This is a genomic window from Rhodoferax sp. GW821-FHT09E07, from assembly GCF_059416145.1.
In genome coordinates this window covers 108,296-123,405 of the sequence record NZ_JBWKOP010000004.1, presented here as the reverse complement: position 1 = coordinate 123,405, position 15,110 = coordinate 108,296, and the positions used below count along the sequence as shown (strand labels likewise).

Genomic DNA, 15,110 nt, shown 5'->3' with positions numbered 1-15,110 from the left:
TAAGCACAGCAAATTTGATGCCGCCCCACACCAGTGCATTGGGGTTTTTACCGTGGAAAATCAGGCATTTGGCGCTTTCCGCTGGCGAACAGCTTGCAAAGTTCCGATTGCGCTTTGCCTCTCCCTGTCGCGCTTGTCCCTGCGGGTGCGTGAACAGGCACAAAACCTTACACTCTGGGGTTACCCCCGGATTGCCCATGAACGCCCCAGTCGACGTCTCCTTTTTCGCGCGCGCCGCCAAGCCGCTGTCCAGTTACCGCAAGTACTGGGCAGCCCGCTTTGGCACGGCCGGTTTCTTGCCGATGAGCCGCGCCGAGATGGACAAACTGGGCTGGGACAGCTGCGACGTCATTCTGGTGACCGGCGACGCCTATGTAGATCACCCCAGCTTTGGGATGGCCGTCATTGGCCGCATGCTGGAGGCCCAGGGTTTTCGGGTCGGCATCATTGCCCAGCCTGACTGGTCCAGCGCCGAAGCTTTCAAGGCCCTGGGCAAGCCCGATCTGTTCTGGGGCGTGACCAGTGGCAACATGGATTCCATGATCAACCGCTACACGGCGGACCGCAAAATCCGCAGTGATGATGCCTACACGCCGGGCGATGTGGGCGGCAAGCGCCCCGACCGCGCTGCCATCGTCTACAGCCAGCGTTGCCGCGAGGCCTACAAGGACGTGCCCATCATCCTGGGTGGTATCGAAGGCAGCCTGCGCCGTATTGCCCACTACGACTACTGGAGCGACAAGGTGCGCCGCAGCATCGTGGTGGACGCCAAGTGCGACCTGCTGCTGTACGGCAACGCCGAGCGCGCGATCGTCGAAATCGCCCATCGCCTGGCGGCCAAGGAGCCGGTGGAGCAGATCACCGATGTGCGTGGCACCGCTTTTGTGCGTCGGTCCGACGATGAGACTGGCAAGGGGTGGTTTGAGATCACCTCCACCACCGTGGACGAGCCGGGTCGTGTGGAAGCCCACATCAACCCCTACATGACCACCAGCGAGCAGGCCGCCGAAAACGGCGCCACCTGCGCCAAGGAAGACGAAGCCAAGGCCGTGGCGCAGGCTGCCGAGGCGGGTGGCGCTATGAATTCAGGAGCTGGTAGTGCAATACCGACGGGGGCTGTGACCATACAGCCCTTGAAGTTTGTGCCGAACCCTGCACTGCATGGCCTGGGCAAGTACAAGGTGCCACCGCGTGAGCGCTCGGTCATCCGCCTGCCCAGCTACGAGCAGGTGAAGAGCGACCCCATCCTCTACGCTCACGCCAACCGGGTGCTGCACCTGGAAACCAACCCCGGCAACGCGCGCGCGCTGGTACAGGCGCACGGCGAGGGCACCACGGCACGGGATGTCTGGATCAACCCGCCTCCCATCCCACTGACCACGGCGGAGATGGACATGGTGTTTGACCTGCCGTATGCGCGTGGCCCGCACCCCAGCTATGCCGACGAGAACGGCAGCCATGACGGTGCCACCAAGATTCCCGCCTGGGAAATGATCCGTTTCTCGGTGAACATCATGCGCGGCTGCTTTGGTGGCTGTACCTTCTGCTCGATCACCGAGCATGAGGGCCGCATCATCCAGAGCCGCTCGGAAGAGTCCATCATCAAGGAAGTCGAAGACATCCGCGACAAGGTGAAGGGCTTCACCGGCACCATCTCCGACCTGGGCGGCCCCACGGCCAATATGTACCGACTGGGCTGTCGCAGCCCCGAGATCGAGGCCGCTTGCCGCAAGCCCAGCTGCGTCTACCCCGGCATCTGCCAGAACCTGACCACCAACCACGACCCGCTGATCAAGATCTACCGCCGTGCGCGCGCCTTGAAGGGCATCAAGAAAATCCTGATTGGCTCCGGTCTGCGCTACGACCTGGCCGTGAAGAGCCCTGAGTACGTCAAGGAACTGGTACAGCACCATGTGGGTGGCTACCTCAAGATCGCCCCCGAGCACACCGAGCAGGGGCCGCTGACCAAGATGATGAAGCCCGGCATCGGCAGCTACGACAAGTTCAAGCAGCTGTTCGAGAAATTCAGCACTGAGGCGGGCAAAAAGCAGTTCCTGATTCCCTACTTCATTGCCGCCCACCCGGGCACGTCCGATGAAGACATGATGAACCTGGCCATCTGGCTGAAGAAGAACGGTTTTCGCGCCGACCAAGTGCAGACCTTCTACCCCAGCCCCATGGCCACCGCCACGGCCATGTACCACTCGGGCCGCAACACGCTCAAGCGCGTGCACCGCACCGCGCAGAGCGATGAAGAGACCGTGGACATCGTGCGCGGCGAGAAACGCCGCCGCCTGCACAAGGCCTTTCTGCGCTACCACGATCCCAACAACTGGCCGCTCCTGCGTGAGGCCCTCAAAGCCATGGGCCGCGCCGATCTGGTGGGCAATGGCAAGCACCATCTGATCCCCACCTTCCAGCCGTTGGTGGATGGCAGCTACCAAAGCGCGCGTAAGAAGAACTCCACCGTGGCACCGGCCAAGACGGCTGCGGCAGTGAAGCCGGTCAAGGGCCGCATGCTAACCCAGCACACAGGCTTGCCCCCGCGTGTGACCGGAGCGGCCAAGTCTAGCGCCCGGCTGCCGCGCAAGCCACGCTAGGCTCTTGTAAGCCCAAAAGGCCGCTAGCCCCCATGCGATCTGCGCGAGCAGCTATTCAATTCATAGCAATCTGCATGCTGGGCTGGCTGCTCGGTAGTGTTGGCGCCGTGGCCGCAGAGGGGGCGGATGGCACTTGCCCGCCTGCCGCCCAGCCGCTGAATGACACGCTGTTCCAAGCCGCCGCAGCCCAAGCCCAAGACCACGGCCTGCTGTGGCGGGTGAGCAAGGGCGGCCACAACTCCTACCTCTACGGCACCTTGCATGTGGGACGTGCTGAATGGATGGCGGCGGGCCCCTTGTTGCGGGAGGCACTGCAAGCCACCGACACACTCGCGCTGGAACTGGATCCGTTGAATGCCGATGTGCAGCGCGAGATGGCGGCAGGCATGGCGCGGGTGAAGCTGCGGCCCTTGACCGCGGCGCTGCGGGCGCGGCTGTTACGCCAATTGCAGGCCCAGTGTCTGCCGACCCAGGACGTGGACACGACGCCGGCCGAAATGCAGCTTATTACCCTGTCCGCCTTGGCGGGGCGGCGCGACGGGCTGGACCCCACCTATGGCTCTGAGGTGTTGCTGTCCCTGGTGGCGCGCAGCATGGCCCGCCCTGTGGTGTCGCTGGAAACCGTGCAGGAGCAAATGCACGCTTTGCTGGCCCGCAACGCTGCTGAAGCCACCGCTGTGGTCCGTGAGGGGCTGGATGACCTGGAGTCCGACCGTTTGCGCAAGATGCTGTTGCGCACTGTGCAGGTCTGGGATACGGCCGATTTCGATGCGCTCTCCCGCTACAGCGAATGGTGCGAGTGTGCCAGCACGCCCAATGAAAAGGAGCAGATGCGCCGCCTGCTGGATGACCGCAATCCCGGCCTCGCGCAGCGTGTGGACGCCTTGCACATGGGGGGTAAAAAGCTGCTGGTGGCGGTGGGCAGTTTGCACATGGCGGGGCCGCAAGGGCTGCCGGCCTTGCTGGCTGCGCGGGGCTACCAAGTCGAACGGCTACGCTAAATCGAGGCTTGCGTATCGGTAACTCGCAACAAAAGCGGTTACAAATTGGGGTTTGGAGGCAGTGCAGGGGTATTGATTAAGTAAAACGCCTTGAGAATGCACTAAGCTGTTCGTCAACAAGAGACAAAGCGGCGGCACCCCGGTGCCGACCCCCACACCATGACGCTGCAAGACCACGACCTGTCCGCACTGATGCGGGCAGAGCACCCCGATCCTTTTGGCGTATTGGGCATGCATTCCCGTCCCGACGGCTTGGCGCTCAACGCCCTGTTGCCGGGTGCCACTGCGGTGGATCTGGTGGACAAAACCACGGGGCTGGTGCGTGCTGCACTGGCGCGTCAAGCAGGCACCGATGTGTTTGGCGTGTTGCTGGAGGCCGGCCTAGCGCCCTTTGCCTATCTGCTGCGCGTGCAGTGGGCTGATGGCCCGGAGCAACTGATCGAAGACCCCTACAACTTTCCTCTGGTGCTGCAAGACCTGGACCTGTGGCTCTTGGCAGAGGGCACGCACCAGCGCCCGTTTGAGTGCCTGGGCGCACACCTGGTTTGCATCAACGGCGTGTCGGGGGCCAGCTTTGCCGTGTGGGCACCGAATGCCCGCCGTGTCTCGGTGGTGGGCTCGTTCAACCAGTGGGATGGCCGGCGTCACCCCATGCGCTTGCGGCGCGAGTGTGGCGTGTGGGAAATTTTCATCCCCGACGTCGCCCAAGGCGATCTCTACAAGTTTGAAATCCTCGGCGCACGCGGCCAGATCGCCGTCAAGGCCGATCCCTTTGCCTTTCACGCCCAGCTGCGGCCCGACACCGCCAGCGTGGTCTATCCGCTGCCACCGCGCTTGCCCATGCGCGCGGACCGCGCGGCAGCCAATGCATTCGACAAGCCCATCAGCATTTATGAGGTGCACCTGGGCTCCTGGCGCAAGGCCGATGGCTGGCGCTGGCTCAGCTACCGCGAACTCGCCGACACGTTGGTGCCATACGCTAAGGAAATGGGCTTTACCCACCTGGAGTTGCTGCCTGTCAGCGAGCACCCGTTTGACGGCTCCTGGGGCTACCAGCCGCTGGGCCTGTTTGCGCCTACGTCGCGCTTTGGCTCACCCGAAGACTTCAAGTTCTTTGTGGACGCTGCGCATGCCGCCGGTCTGGGCGTGATTCTGGACTGGGTGCCCGCGCACTTCCCCAGTGACGCACATGGCCTGGCCGAGTTTGACGGCACCCACCTGTACGAATACGCCGACCCCAAGGAAGGCTTTCACCAGGACTGGAACACGCTGATCTACAACTTTGGCCGCACCGAGGTGCGCAACTTCCTGGTCGGCAACGCGCTGTACTGGCTGGAACGCTATGGCATCGACGGCCTGCGCGTGGACGCCGTGGCCTCCATGCTGTACCGCGATTACAGCCGAGAGGAAGGGCAGTGGATTCCCAACAAACACGGCGGGCGCGAGAACCTGGAGGCGATTGAGTTTTTGCGCCGCATGAACCACACTGTGGGCACCGAGCGGCCCGGCGCCATCACGTTGGCCGAAGAGTCCACCGCCTTCCCCGGCGTGAGCCGCCCGCCCAGCGCAGACCTGCAAAGCGGCGGCCTGGGCTTTCACTACAAATGGAACATGGGCTGGATGCACGACACGCTGAAGTACGCGTCGCTGGACCCGGTGCACCGCCGGCACCACCACAACCAGCTCACCTTCGGGCTGATGTACGCCTTCACGGAAAACTTTGTGTTGCCGCTCTCACATGACGAAGTGGTCCACGGCAAGGGCTCGCTGCTGGGCAAGATGCCGGGCGACGAGTGGCAGCGCTTTGCCAACCTGCGCGCGCTCTACGGTTTCATGTGGGCCTACCCGGGCAAGAAGCTGTTGTTCATGGGCGGGGAACTCGCACAACCGACCGAATGGGCCGATGGGACAGAACTCTCCTGGCCGCTGGAACAGCAGCCTGCCCACCAGGGCGTGCAGCGCCTGGTGCGCGACCTGAACCGGGTGTACCAGGCCTTCCCGGCGTTGCACCAGCAGGACGTGCAAAGTGATGGGTTCGACTGGATCGCCCATGAGGATGCGACCCAGTCGGTCGTGGCATTTGTGCGCCATGGTCAAAAGGGCGAGAGCGCCGTTGTGGTGTGCAACTTCACGCCCCTGCCGCGCTATGGGTATCGTATTGGCATGCCCAGCGCAGGTACCTGGCGAGAACTGATCAACACCGACAACGTGGTGTACGGTGGCAGCGGTGTGGGCAATGGCGAATTGAGCACCGATGCGGTTGCCGCCCATCACCGCGCGCAGTCCGTGGTACTGACCTTACCGCCATTGGCATGCCTTGTGCTCACCCGGGTGACCCCTTAAACGACCTCGCGGATCCAGTCGGTCATGACCTTGCAACCCGGCCACATGCAACCCTTGGGCGCACAGTTGCGCGACCTGGGCGTGAACTTTTGCCTGGCGGCACCCAACGCGCAAGCCGTGGAGCTGTGTTTGTTTGACACCAGTGCCACGCGGGAGGTGCAACGCCTGCCCATGCAAGGCCCGGTCGATGGCCTGTGGCATGGTTTTTTGCCTGGTGCCGAGGCGGGCCTGGTTTACGGCTGGCGTGTGCATGCCCCCTGGAGCCCTGCGCACGGCCAGCGTTTTAACCCCGCCAAATTGCTGCTGGACCCGGCAGCACGTGAGGTGGTGGGCCGCTACGATGGCGACGATATCCACCTGGGCCATGTGCCCGGCAACCCCAACCAGCAGGATACGCGCGACAACGCCGCCACTGCGCTCAAGGCCCGGGTTGTTCGCGATCTTCCGCCTGTGCAGGGGCGGGTGCAGGTGGACCCCGCGCAGCGTGTGCTCTACGAGCTGCACCTGAAGGGCTTCACCGCCTTGCACCCGGATGTGCCAGCCGCCTTGCGGGGTAGCTATGCAGGCCTGGCGCATCCCGCAGCGATCGCGCATTTGCGCAGCCTGGGTGTCACCACCGTGAGCCTGATGCCCGTGGCACACCGTGCGGACGAAGTGCGGCTGATCCGCTTGGGCCTGTCCAACTACTGGGGCTACAGCCCGATTGCCTGGAATGCCCCGGAACACCGCTACTGGAGCGGAACCCAGGGCACCAGCCCGCGCAGCGAATTTCGCGCGCTGGTGGATGCGCTGCACGCCGCAGGGCTGGAGGTCATTCTGGATGTGGTCTACAACCACACGGGCGAAACCGATGAGCTCGGCCCGACCCTCAGCCTGCGCGGCATTGATAACGCGACCTACTACCACCTGGACAGCAGCAACCCCGCGCTGTACGCCAACTGGACCGGTTGCGGCAACTGCCTGAACCTGAGCCACCCGCTGGTGTTGCGCACCGTGATGGACAGCCTGCGTGGCTGGGTGCAGGAGTTTGGTGTGGACGGTTTCCGCTTTGACCTTGCGCCGGTAATGGCACGCGCGGGCGCCGACCGTGGGCATCGCTTCGAGGCCAACGCCCCATTCCTCATGGCGGTGGCCCAAGACCCGGTGCTTCGCGACCGGCTCATGGTGGCCGAGCCCTGGGATATCGGCCCCGGCGGTTACCAGCTGGGTGCGTTTCCGGCCGGGTGGCTGGAGTGGAACGACCGCTTTCGCGATACCCAGCGCAGCGCGTGGCTGCAGCACGGCGCCAGCCGCGCTGATCTGGCCAACCGCCTGGCCGGCTCGGTGGATGCTTTCAACCCCATGCGGCGCGCAGCGCACAGCAGCGTGAATCTGGTGACCGCGCACGACGGCTTTACGCTGATGGACCTGGTGAGCTACGCCGAGCGCCACAACGAGGCCAATGGCGAGCACAACCGCGATGGCCATGGCCACAACCTGAGTGTGAACAATGGCGTGGAAGGCCCCAGCGATGACCCACAGGTGCAGGTACTGCGCGCCCGTCAACAGCGCGTGCTGCTGGCCGGCCTGCTCTGGTCGCTGGGCACCCCCATGCTGTTGGCCGGTGATGAGCTGGGCCACAGCCAGGGCGGCAACAACAACGCGTACTGCCAGGACAACCCCACGACCTGGCTGCATTGGGACCGGGCGGATAGCAGCCTGACGGCCTTTGTGGCGCAGGTGTTGGCGTTGCGGCGCGCACTTCCTTTGTTGCACAGCAAGGCCTGGTGGCGCAGCAGCGCCGACCATGGTCCGCAGCACGCACCGGTAGCGCAATGGTGGGCGCCACATGGCGAGGTTCTCAGCGCGTCGGATTGGCACCACCCGCAGGAGCGCGCTCTGGTGTTGCACCTGCTTCCTGCGCCGACTCCAGCCGCTGCGCTGCCACCCGCCGCCTGCCTGCTGTTGCTCAACCCGACCGCTGACAGCATGGAGTTCGCTCTGCCCGTGCCGCCTGCCGGGACCCGCTGGCGCCTGCGTTTGGAAACCCATGCCGGCACCGCACCGGATATGGCCTTGCCACTGCGGGTGCAAGTGCCAGCCCAGAGTCTTTGGTTGGCCAGCGCCGCTGTTCCTTAACCCGTTTTGTTACTACGTCCCAACGACCTATGTCCATCATCACCTTGCCCACCACGCCGTTTGACGGCCAACGCCCCGGTACCTCGGGGTTGCGCAAAAAAGTGACTGTGTTCCAGCAGCCGCGCTATCTGGAGAACTTCGTGCAGGCGTTGTTTGACGTACTGCCCGATGCCGCAGGCCTGACCCTGGTGGTGGGGGGGGACGGACGTTTTTACAACCGCGTTGCGATCCAGACCATTCTGCGCATGGCGGCGGCCAAGGGCTACGCCCGCGTGCTGGTAGGGCAAGGCGGCATTCTGTCCACGCCGGCGGTGAGTGCCGTGATCCGTAAGCACGGCGCCAGCGGTGGCATCGTGCTGTCGGCCAGCCACAACCCCGGCGGGCCTGATGGCGACTTCGGCATCAAATACAACGTGGCCAATGGCGGACCGGCACCCGAGAAGGTGACTGAAGCAGTCTATGCGCGCACCCAGCAGGTCACCCAACTCCATACCACCGACACGCAGGATGTGGCGCTGGATGCTTTGGGCGTCAGCCAGCTCGAAGGTACTGAGATTGTGGTGATCGACCCCGTGGCGGACTATGCCGAAGTGATGCGCGGCCTGTTTGACTTTGCGGCCATTCGCACACTGTTTGCGGGTGGTTTCCGGTTGCGCTACGACGCTATGTGGGCCGTGGGTGGACCGTATGCCAAGGCATTGCTGGAGGGCGAGCTGGGTGCGCCTGCCGGCACCGTGGTGAATGCCGAGCCGCTGGAAGACTTTGGTGGCCTGCACCCCGACCCCAACCCGGTGAATGCCGAAGACCTGATCGCCCACCTGTTTGCCGACAACGCGCCCGACATGGGGGCCGCGAGTGACGGTGATGCAGACCGCAACATGGTGGTGGGCCGCAAGTTTGTTGTGTCGCCGTCCGACAGCCTGGCGGTGCTGGCGGCGCATGCCACCCAGGTGCCCGGCTACAAGGCAGGTCTGGCCGGTGTTGCGCGCTCCATGCCCACCAGCACTGCGGTAGATCGCGTGGCCAAGGCGTTGGGTATCCCGTGTTTTGAGACGCCCACAGGCTGGAAGTTTTTTGGCAACCTCATGGATGCGGGCAAGGTCACGCTGTGCGGCGAGGAGAGCTACGGCACGGGCTCCAGCCACGTGCGTGAAAAAGATGGCCTGTGGGCCGTGCTGTTCTGGCTCAACCTGGTAGCCACCACAGGCCAGACCGTGGAGCAGCTGGTGCGTGCGCTGTGGCAGCAGCATGGCCGCTGTGTCTATTCGCGCCACGACTACGAGGCCATTCCCACCGACAAGGCCGATGCGCTGATGCGCGAGCTGCGTGCGGTCCTGCCCGCGCTGGGCGGCACCACGGTGGCCGGCTTGCCCATCGCCTTTGCAGATGACTTTGCCTACACCGACCCCGTGGACGGCAGCGTGAGCCAGAAGCAGGGCGTGCGCGTGGTGCTGACCGACGGCTCGCGCGTGGTGTTCCGCCTCTCGGGCACCGGCACGGAAGGCGCCACCTTGCGGATCTATCTGGAGCGCCACGAACCCAATCCTGCCCGCCAGGACCTGCCTGCACAAGAGGCCTTGCAGCCGCTAGTGGCACTGGCCGAAACCGTGGCCAAAGTCCGGGCCTTCACCGGCATGGACCACCCGACCGTGATGACCTGAGATACACCGATACCCACTTTCCCCACTAAAAATGAACAGGAGACAAACATGAACACAACGGAGACCCAACGCAGCCTGGTGCAGCAAGAGCGCCATATGCAGCCCCACATGCTGGTACGTCGCACCATCGCCCTGGTGCTGGCCGGAGGCCGTGGTTCACGCCTCAAGCAGCTGACCGACCGCCGTGCCAAACCCGCGGTGTACTTTGGCGGCAAGTTCCGGATCGTCGACTTCGCGCTGTCCAACTGCGTGAACTCCGGCATTCGCCGCATTGGCGTGATCACCCAGTACAAGTCGCACTCGCTGTTGCGCCACCTGCAGCGCGGCTGGAGTTTTCTGCGTGCCGAGCTGAACGAGATGGTGGACCTGCTGCCTGCGCAGCAGCGCGTGGACGAGGAGCACTGGTACCGCGGCACGGCCGATGCCATTTACCAGAATCTGGACATCATCCAGAGCAGCAAACCCGAGTACGTGGTGGTGCTCGCCGGCGACCACGTCTACAAGATGGACTACTCGCTGATGCTCAAGGACCATGTGGACAGCGGCGCAGGCTGCACCGTGGGCTGCATTGAAGTGCCACGCGCCGAAGCGAGCGCATTCGGTGTGATGGCCGTGGACGATACCCGCAAGATCACCGAGTTCGTGGAAAAACCGGCCGATCCGCCCCCCATGCCTGGCAACGATGCCGTGTCCTTGGCCAGCATGGGCATCTACATCTTCGATTCCAAATACCTCTACGACCTGCTGGAAGACGACATTGCCAATCCCAACTCCAGCCACGACTTTGGCAAGGACGTGATCCCGCGCGTGGTGCGCGAGGGCAGGGCGATTGCCCATCCGTTCTCGATGTCCTGTGTGTCATCCACCCCCGACGCGATTCCCTACTGGCGCGATGTCGGGACCATTGATGCGTTCTGGGAGGCCAACCTCGATCTGGCGTCCGTCACCCCCGAGCTGGACATTTATGACACTAACTGGCCCATCTGGACCAGCCAGCGCCAGCTGCCCCCGGCCAAGTTTGTGCAGGACGCCGATGGCAAACACGGCCAGGCCATCAACACCATGGTGTCGGGCGGCTGCATTGTGTCGGGCTCCATCGTGAGCAACTCGGTACTGTTCAGCAGCGTGCGCGTGCACTCCTTCTGCGTCATCGACCAGGCCGTGTTGCTGCCCGAGGTGACCATTGGCCGCGGTTGCCGCCTGAGTCGCGTGGTGGTGGACCGCGGTTGCACCGTGCCAGAAGGGCTGGTGATCGGCGAAGATCCGGTGGCCGATGCCGCACGCTTCGAGCGCACCGAAAATGGCGTGGTCCTGGTCACCAAGGACATGCTGAACCGCCTGCCGGCACCCTGATTCCCCACCACCGCATCCACACCTCCAAAATGCCCTCATCCATGCGCATCCTGCAAGTCAGTGCCGAGATTTTTCCGCTGCTCAAAACCGGAGGGCTGGCCGACATTGCCGGGGCGCTGCCTGCGGCCTTGCAAGAGGCTGGATGTGATGTGCGCGTGATGCTGCCGGGCTTTCCGGCCATCTGCGCAGGGCTGGATGGGTCGGTGCCTGTGGGTAGCTTTGCCATGCCCTGGGGCGAGCGCGTGGAGGTGGTCTACGGCACGCTGCCCGCGCTGGCGCGTGAGGGCCGCACGCTGGGCGCCTATGTGCTCATCGCTCCCGGTCTGTACGACCGGCCGGGCAACCCCTACGAAGATGCGAACAAGCAGGCCTATGGCGACAACCACCGGCGCTTTGCGGCGCTGGGTCTGGCGGCAGCCCATGTGGTGCACGGCCTGGATGCACAGTGGCGCCCCCAATTGGTGCACAGCCATGACTGGCACGCTGCGCTGGCTCCGGCCAGCCTGGCGCTCTGGAATGAAGGCCGCGGCCCGCACGTGCCTTCGGTCTACACCGTGCACAATCTGGCCTACCAGGGCGTGTTTGGACCTGAACATTTTGGCGACCTGGGCCTGCCCGGGCGCGCCTTCCATGTGCATGGCATGGAGTTCCACGGCCAGCTCTCGTTCATGAAAGCGGGGCTGTTTTATGCCAACCACATCACCACCGTCAGCCCCACGTATGCCCGGGAGATCCAGGGGGCGGAGCAGGGCTGCGGGCTGGACGGCCTGCTGCGTGCACGCAACCAGCACCTGAGCGGCATCCTGAACGCGGTGGACGACAGCGTGTGGAACCCAGCCACCGATGCGCTGATTGCCCACCCGTATGACGCCCGCCGCATGGCTGGCAAGGCACAGAACAAGGCGGTGCTCCAGGCCGAAATGGGCCTCGCGCTGGAGCCCGATGCGCCGCTGTTTGCGGTGGTGAGTCGCCTGACCGAGCAGAAAGGCCTGCCACTGGTGCTGGCCGCGGTGGACGAGATCGTCACGCGGGGTGGCCAGCTGCTGGTGCTGGGCAGTGGGGAGACCGGGTTGGAGCAGGCCTTTGTGGCCCAGGCCAGGACCCACGCAGGCCGGGTGGCGGTCAAGCTCGGCTATGACGAGACCTTTGCTCACCGCATCTTTGCGGGCAGCGATGTGACGCTGGTGCCCTCGCGTTTTGAGCCCTGCGGCTTGACCCAGATGTACGGCCTGAAATACGGCAGCCTGCCGCTGGTGCGCCGGGTCGGTGGCTTGGCCGACACCGTGGTGGACTCTGACCTGGAAACCCTGGAAGACCGCAGCGCCACTGGTTTTGTATTTGACGATTTTGATGAAACCCAGTACCGCCGCGCGGTGCGTCGGGCCTTCGCGCTGTACCACCGCAAGGCCGAATGGAGCCGCGTGCGCCAGACCGGCATGAAGCTTGCCTTCGACTGGACTACCGCCGCCGGGCACTACACCGCGCTGTACCAACAGCTGATCCACGTATGACCAACTCGACGCCCACCCCCGTGAATTTTGAATTTGACGCGCCCGGCCGCGACCTCGAATCCCTCAAGCGCTCCATTGCCAACAAGCTGATGTTCGTGGTCGGCAAAGACCCGCAGGCCGCACGCCCCGAAGACTGGCTGCACGCCGCCGCCTACGCCGTGCGCGACCAGCTGGTGGAGCGCTGGATGACCACCACGCGCGCCCAGTACGCACAGGACGCCAAGCGCGTCTACTACCTCAGCATGGAATTTCTGATTGGCCGCACCTTCAGCAACGCCATGCTGGCCGTGGGCCTGCGCGAGCGGGTCAAGCAGGCTCTGGCCGACTTTGGTGTGGACATCGACGCGGTGACCGAGCTGGAGCCCGACGCGGCACTGGGCAATGGTGGCCTGGGTCGCCTGGCCGCGTGTTTTCTCGACTCCATGGCCACGCTCAACATTCCGGGCTTTGGCTACGGCATCCGTTACGACTACGGCATGTTCCGCCAGACCATTGTGGACGGCCGGCAGGTGGAGGTGCCCGACTACTGGCTCACCCACGGCAACCCCTGGGAGTTCCCGCGTCCCGAGGTGACCTACCGCGTGCAGTTTGGCGGCCATGTGGTGAAGGAGGGTGACGCCTACAAATGGGTGGACAGCCACGATGTGCAGGCCATGGCCTACGACACCATCATCCCCGGCTATGCCACCAAGGCCACCAATACGCTGCGCCTGTGGTCGGCCAAGGCCACGCAGGAGATTGACCTGGGTGCCTTCAACCGTGGCAATTACTTTGCGGCGGTGGAGACCAAGAACCACTCCGAGAACGTGTCTCGCGTGCTCTATCCGGACGACTCCACGCCCTCGGGCCGCGAGCTGCGCTTGCACCAGGAGTACTTCTTCTGCAGCGCCAGCGTGCAGGATCTGCTGCGCCGCTATCTGCGCACCCACACGGGCTTTGAGAACCTGCCCAACAAGGTCAGCATCCACCTCAACGACACCCACCCGGTGTTGGCCATTCCCGAGCTCATGCGCCTGCTGCTGGACGAACACCACCTGCCCTGGGCCGATGCCTGGCGCCTGTGCCAGGGCGTGTTCAGCTACACCAACCACACCCTCATGCACGAGGCGCTGGAGACCTGGCCCGTGGAGATGATGGGCCGCATCCTGCCGCGCCACCTGCAGATCATTTACGACATCAACGCCCAGTTCCTGGCCCAGATTTCCCAGCGTGGCGGCAGTGCCGAACTGCTGCGCAAGGTCAGCCTGGTGGACGAGGGCGGCGAGCGCCGCGTGCGCATGGCCTACCTGGCCGTGGTGACCAGCCACTCGGTCAACGGCGTGTCGGCGCTGCACTCCGAGCTCATGAAGGAAAGCATCTTTCTGGACTTTGCCAACCTCTGGCCCGATCGTTTCAACAACAAGACCAATGGCATCACGCCACGCCGCTGGCTGGCGCAGGCCAACCCGGCGCTGTCCGCCGTGCTGGACAAGCAGGTGGGCACCGGCTGGCGCCGGGACCTCACGCAGCTCAGTGGCCTGAACGGCGTGTTGACTAGCCCCAAGGTGATCGAGGCCTTTCAGGGCGCCAAGCTCGCCAACAAGGAGCGCCTGGCCGCCTGGGTGCAGGCCCATATGGGCCTGACCATCCCCACCGATGCGTTGTACGACGTGCAGGTCAAGCGCATCCACGAGTACAAGCGCCAGCTGCTCAATGTGCTGCATGTGGTCACGCGCTATTTGCGCATCATCAACCACCCCGGCAGCGTGACCGTGCCCCGCGTGGTGGTATTTGCAGGCAAGGCCGCATCGGCCTACCACATGGCCAAGCAGATCATCCACCTGATCAACAACGTGGCCAGCGTGGTGAACAACGACCCGCGTGTGGGCCATCTGCTCAAGGTGGTGTTCATCCCCAACTACAGCGTGAGCCTGGCCGAGCGCATCATCCCTGCGGCCGATTTGTCCGAGCAAATTTCCACCGCGGGCACTGAGGCGTCCGGCACCGGCAACATGAAGTTTGCCCTGAATGGCGCACTCACCATCGGCACGCTGGACGGTGCCAACGTCGAGATCCTGGAAAACGTGGGCGCCGACAACATTTTCATCTTCGGCATGACCACGCCGCAGGTGGCCGCCACGCGCGCCGCTGGCTACCAGCCGCGCGCTATTGCAGAGGGCAACGCCGAGCTCACCGCGGTGCTGGAGGCTATCCGGGATGGCCTCTTCAGCCCCGACGAGCCGGGGCGCTTCCAGGCGATCTATGACTTGCTGGTAAATTGGGGCGACCATTACCTGCTGTTGGCCGATTACGCAGCCTACATCGCCGCCCAGGAGCAGGTGGATGTGGCTTACCAGAACCGTGATGCCTGGACCGTCAAGGCCCTGCGCAATGTGGCGGCCATGGGCCCGTTTTCTTCGGACAGGACGATTGGGGAGTACGCAGACAAGATTTGGCGCAGCAAGCCGCTGGAGCTGGCCTCATAGGGCCGCGACAGCGCTGCCGACGCCGAACGGCGCAACGCATAACCGGGGCCCCGCGTTG

At 64.2% G+C, this 15,110-nt stretch carries 8 protein-coding genes; all 8 read left to right on the top strand.

Annotated features, from left to right (window positions below):
• Nucleotides 1–197: 197 nt before the first annotated feature.
• The 8 genes from AC07OE_RS08850 to AC07OE_RS08815 all read left to right on the top strand — a co-directional run bounded on the left by AC07OE_RS08850 (nucleotide 198) and on the right by AC07OE_RS08815 (nucleotide 15,052).
• The gene (locus tag AC07OE_RS08850) at nucleotides 198–2,600 is read left to right on the top strand and encodes a YgiQ family radical SAM protein (RefSeq protein WP_495070200.1); all 2,403 of its coding nucleotides are present in this window, start codon (nucleotides 198–200) and stop codon (nucleotides 2,598–2,600) included.
• A gap of 32 nt (nucleotides 2,601–2,632) precedes the next feature.
• Nucleotides 2,633–3,601, top strand: a complete 969-nt coding sequence (locus AC07OE_RS08845) for a TraB/GumN family protein (protein ID WP_495070199.1) — start codon at nucleotides 2,633–2,635, stop codon at nucleotides 3,599–3,601.
• Between the two features lie 159 nt (nucleotides 3,602–3,760).
• Nucleotides 3,761–5,944, top strand: coding sequence for a 1,4-alpha-glucan branching protein GlgB (gene glgB, locus AC07OE_RS08840; RefSeq protein ID WP_495070198.1), 2,184 nt, complete (start codon nucleotides 3,761–3,763; stop codon nucleotides 5,942–5,944).
• Between the two features lie 24 nt (nucleotides 5,945–5,968).
• Nucleotides 5,969–8,062 carry a glycogen debranching protein GlgX gene (gene glgX, locus AC07OE_RS08835; RefSeq protein WP_495070197.1) on the top strand — a complete coding sequence of 698 codons (2,094 nt, stop codon included), beginning with the start codon at nucleotides 5,969–5,971 and terminating at the stop codon, nucleotides 8,060–8,062.
• A gap of 29 nt (nucleotides 8,063–8,091) precedes the next feature.
• The gene (locus AC07OE_RS08830; RefSeq protein ID WP_495070196.1) at nucleotides 8,092–9,723 is read left to right on the top strand and encodes an alpha-D-glucose phosphate-specific phosphoglucomutase; all 1,632 of its coding nucleotides are present in this window, start codon (nucleotides 8,092–8,094) and stop codon (nucleotides 9,721–9,723) included.
• 48 nt (nucleotides 9,724–9,771) lie between these two features.
• Nucleotides 9,772–11,076 carry a glucose-1-phosphate adenylyltransferase gene (gene glgC, locus AC07OE_RS08825; RefSeq protein WP_495070195.1) on the top strand — a complete coding sequence of 435 codons (1,305 nt, stop codon included), beginning with the start codon at nucleotides 9,772–9,774 and terminating at the stop codon, nucleotides 11,074–11,076.
• 41 nt (nucleotides 11,077–11,117) lie between these two features.
• Nucleotides 11,118–12,587: a glycogen synthase GlgA gene (gene glgA / locus AC07OE_RS08820; protein WP_495070482.1), complete on the top strand. Its 1,470-nt coding sequence runs from the start codon at nucleotides 11,118–11,120 to the stop codon at nucleotides 12,585–12,587.
• Nucleotides 12,584–15,052: a glycogen/starch/alpha-glucan phosphorylase gene (locus AC07OE_RS08815; RefSeq protein WP_495070194.1), complete on the top strand. Its 2,469-nt coding sequence runs from the start codon at nucleotides 12,584–12,586 to the stop codon at nucleotides 15,050–15,052. The genes glgA and AC07OE_RS08815 overlap by 4 nt, the downstream gene beginning before the upstream one ends.
• Nucleotides 15,053–15,110 lie beyond the last annotated feature (58 nt).

Coding starts and splice junctions, on each gene's coding strand:
- AC07OE_RS08845 (WP_495070199.1), top strand. CDS start 2,633: ATGCGATCTGCGCGAGCAGCTATTCAATTCATAGCAATCTGCATGCTG.
- glgB (WP_495070198.1), top strand. CDS start 3,761: ATGACGCTGCAAGACCACGACCTGTCCGCACTGATGCGGGCAGAGCAC.
- AC07OE_RS08815 (WP_495070194.1), top strand. CDS start 12,584: ATGACCAACTCGACGCCCACCCCCGTGAATTTTGAATTTGACGCGCCC.
- AC07OE_RS08830 (WP_495070196.1), top strand. CDS start 8,092: ATGTCCATCATCACCTTGCCCACCACGCCGTTTGACGGCCAACGCCCC.
- glgX (WP_495070197.1), top strand. CDS start 5,969: ATGACCTTGCAACCCGGCCACATGCAACCCTTGGGCGCACAGTTGCGC.
- AC07OE_RS08850 (WP_495070200.1), top strand. CDS start 198: ATGAACGCCCCAGTCGACGTCTCCTTTTTCGCGCGCGCCGCCAAGCCG.
- glgA (WP_495070482.1), top strand. CDS start 11,118: ATGCGCATCCTGCAAGTCAGTGCCGAGATTTTTCCGCTGCTCAAAACC.
- glgC (WP_495070195.1), top strand. CDS start 9,772: ATGAACACAACGGAGACCCAACGCAGCCTGGTGCAGCAAGAGCGCCAT.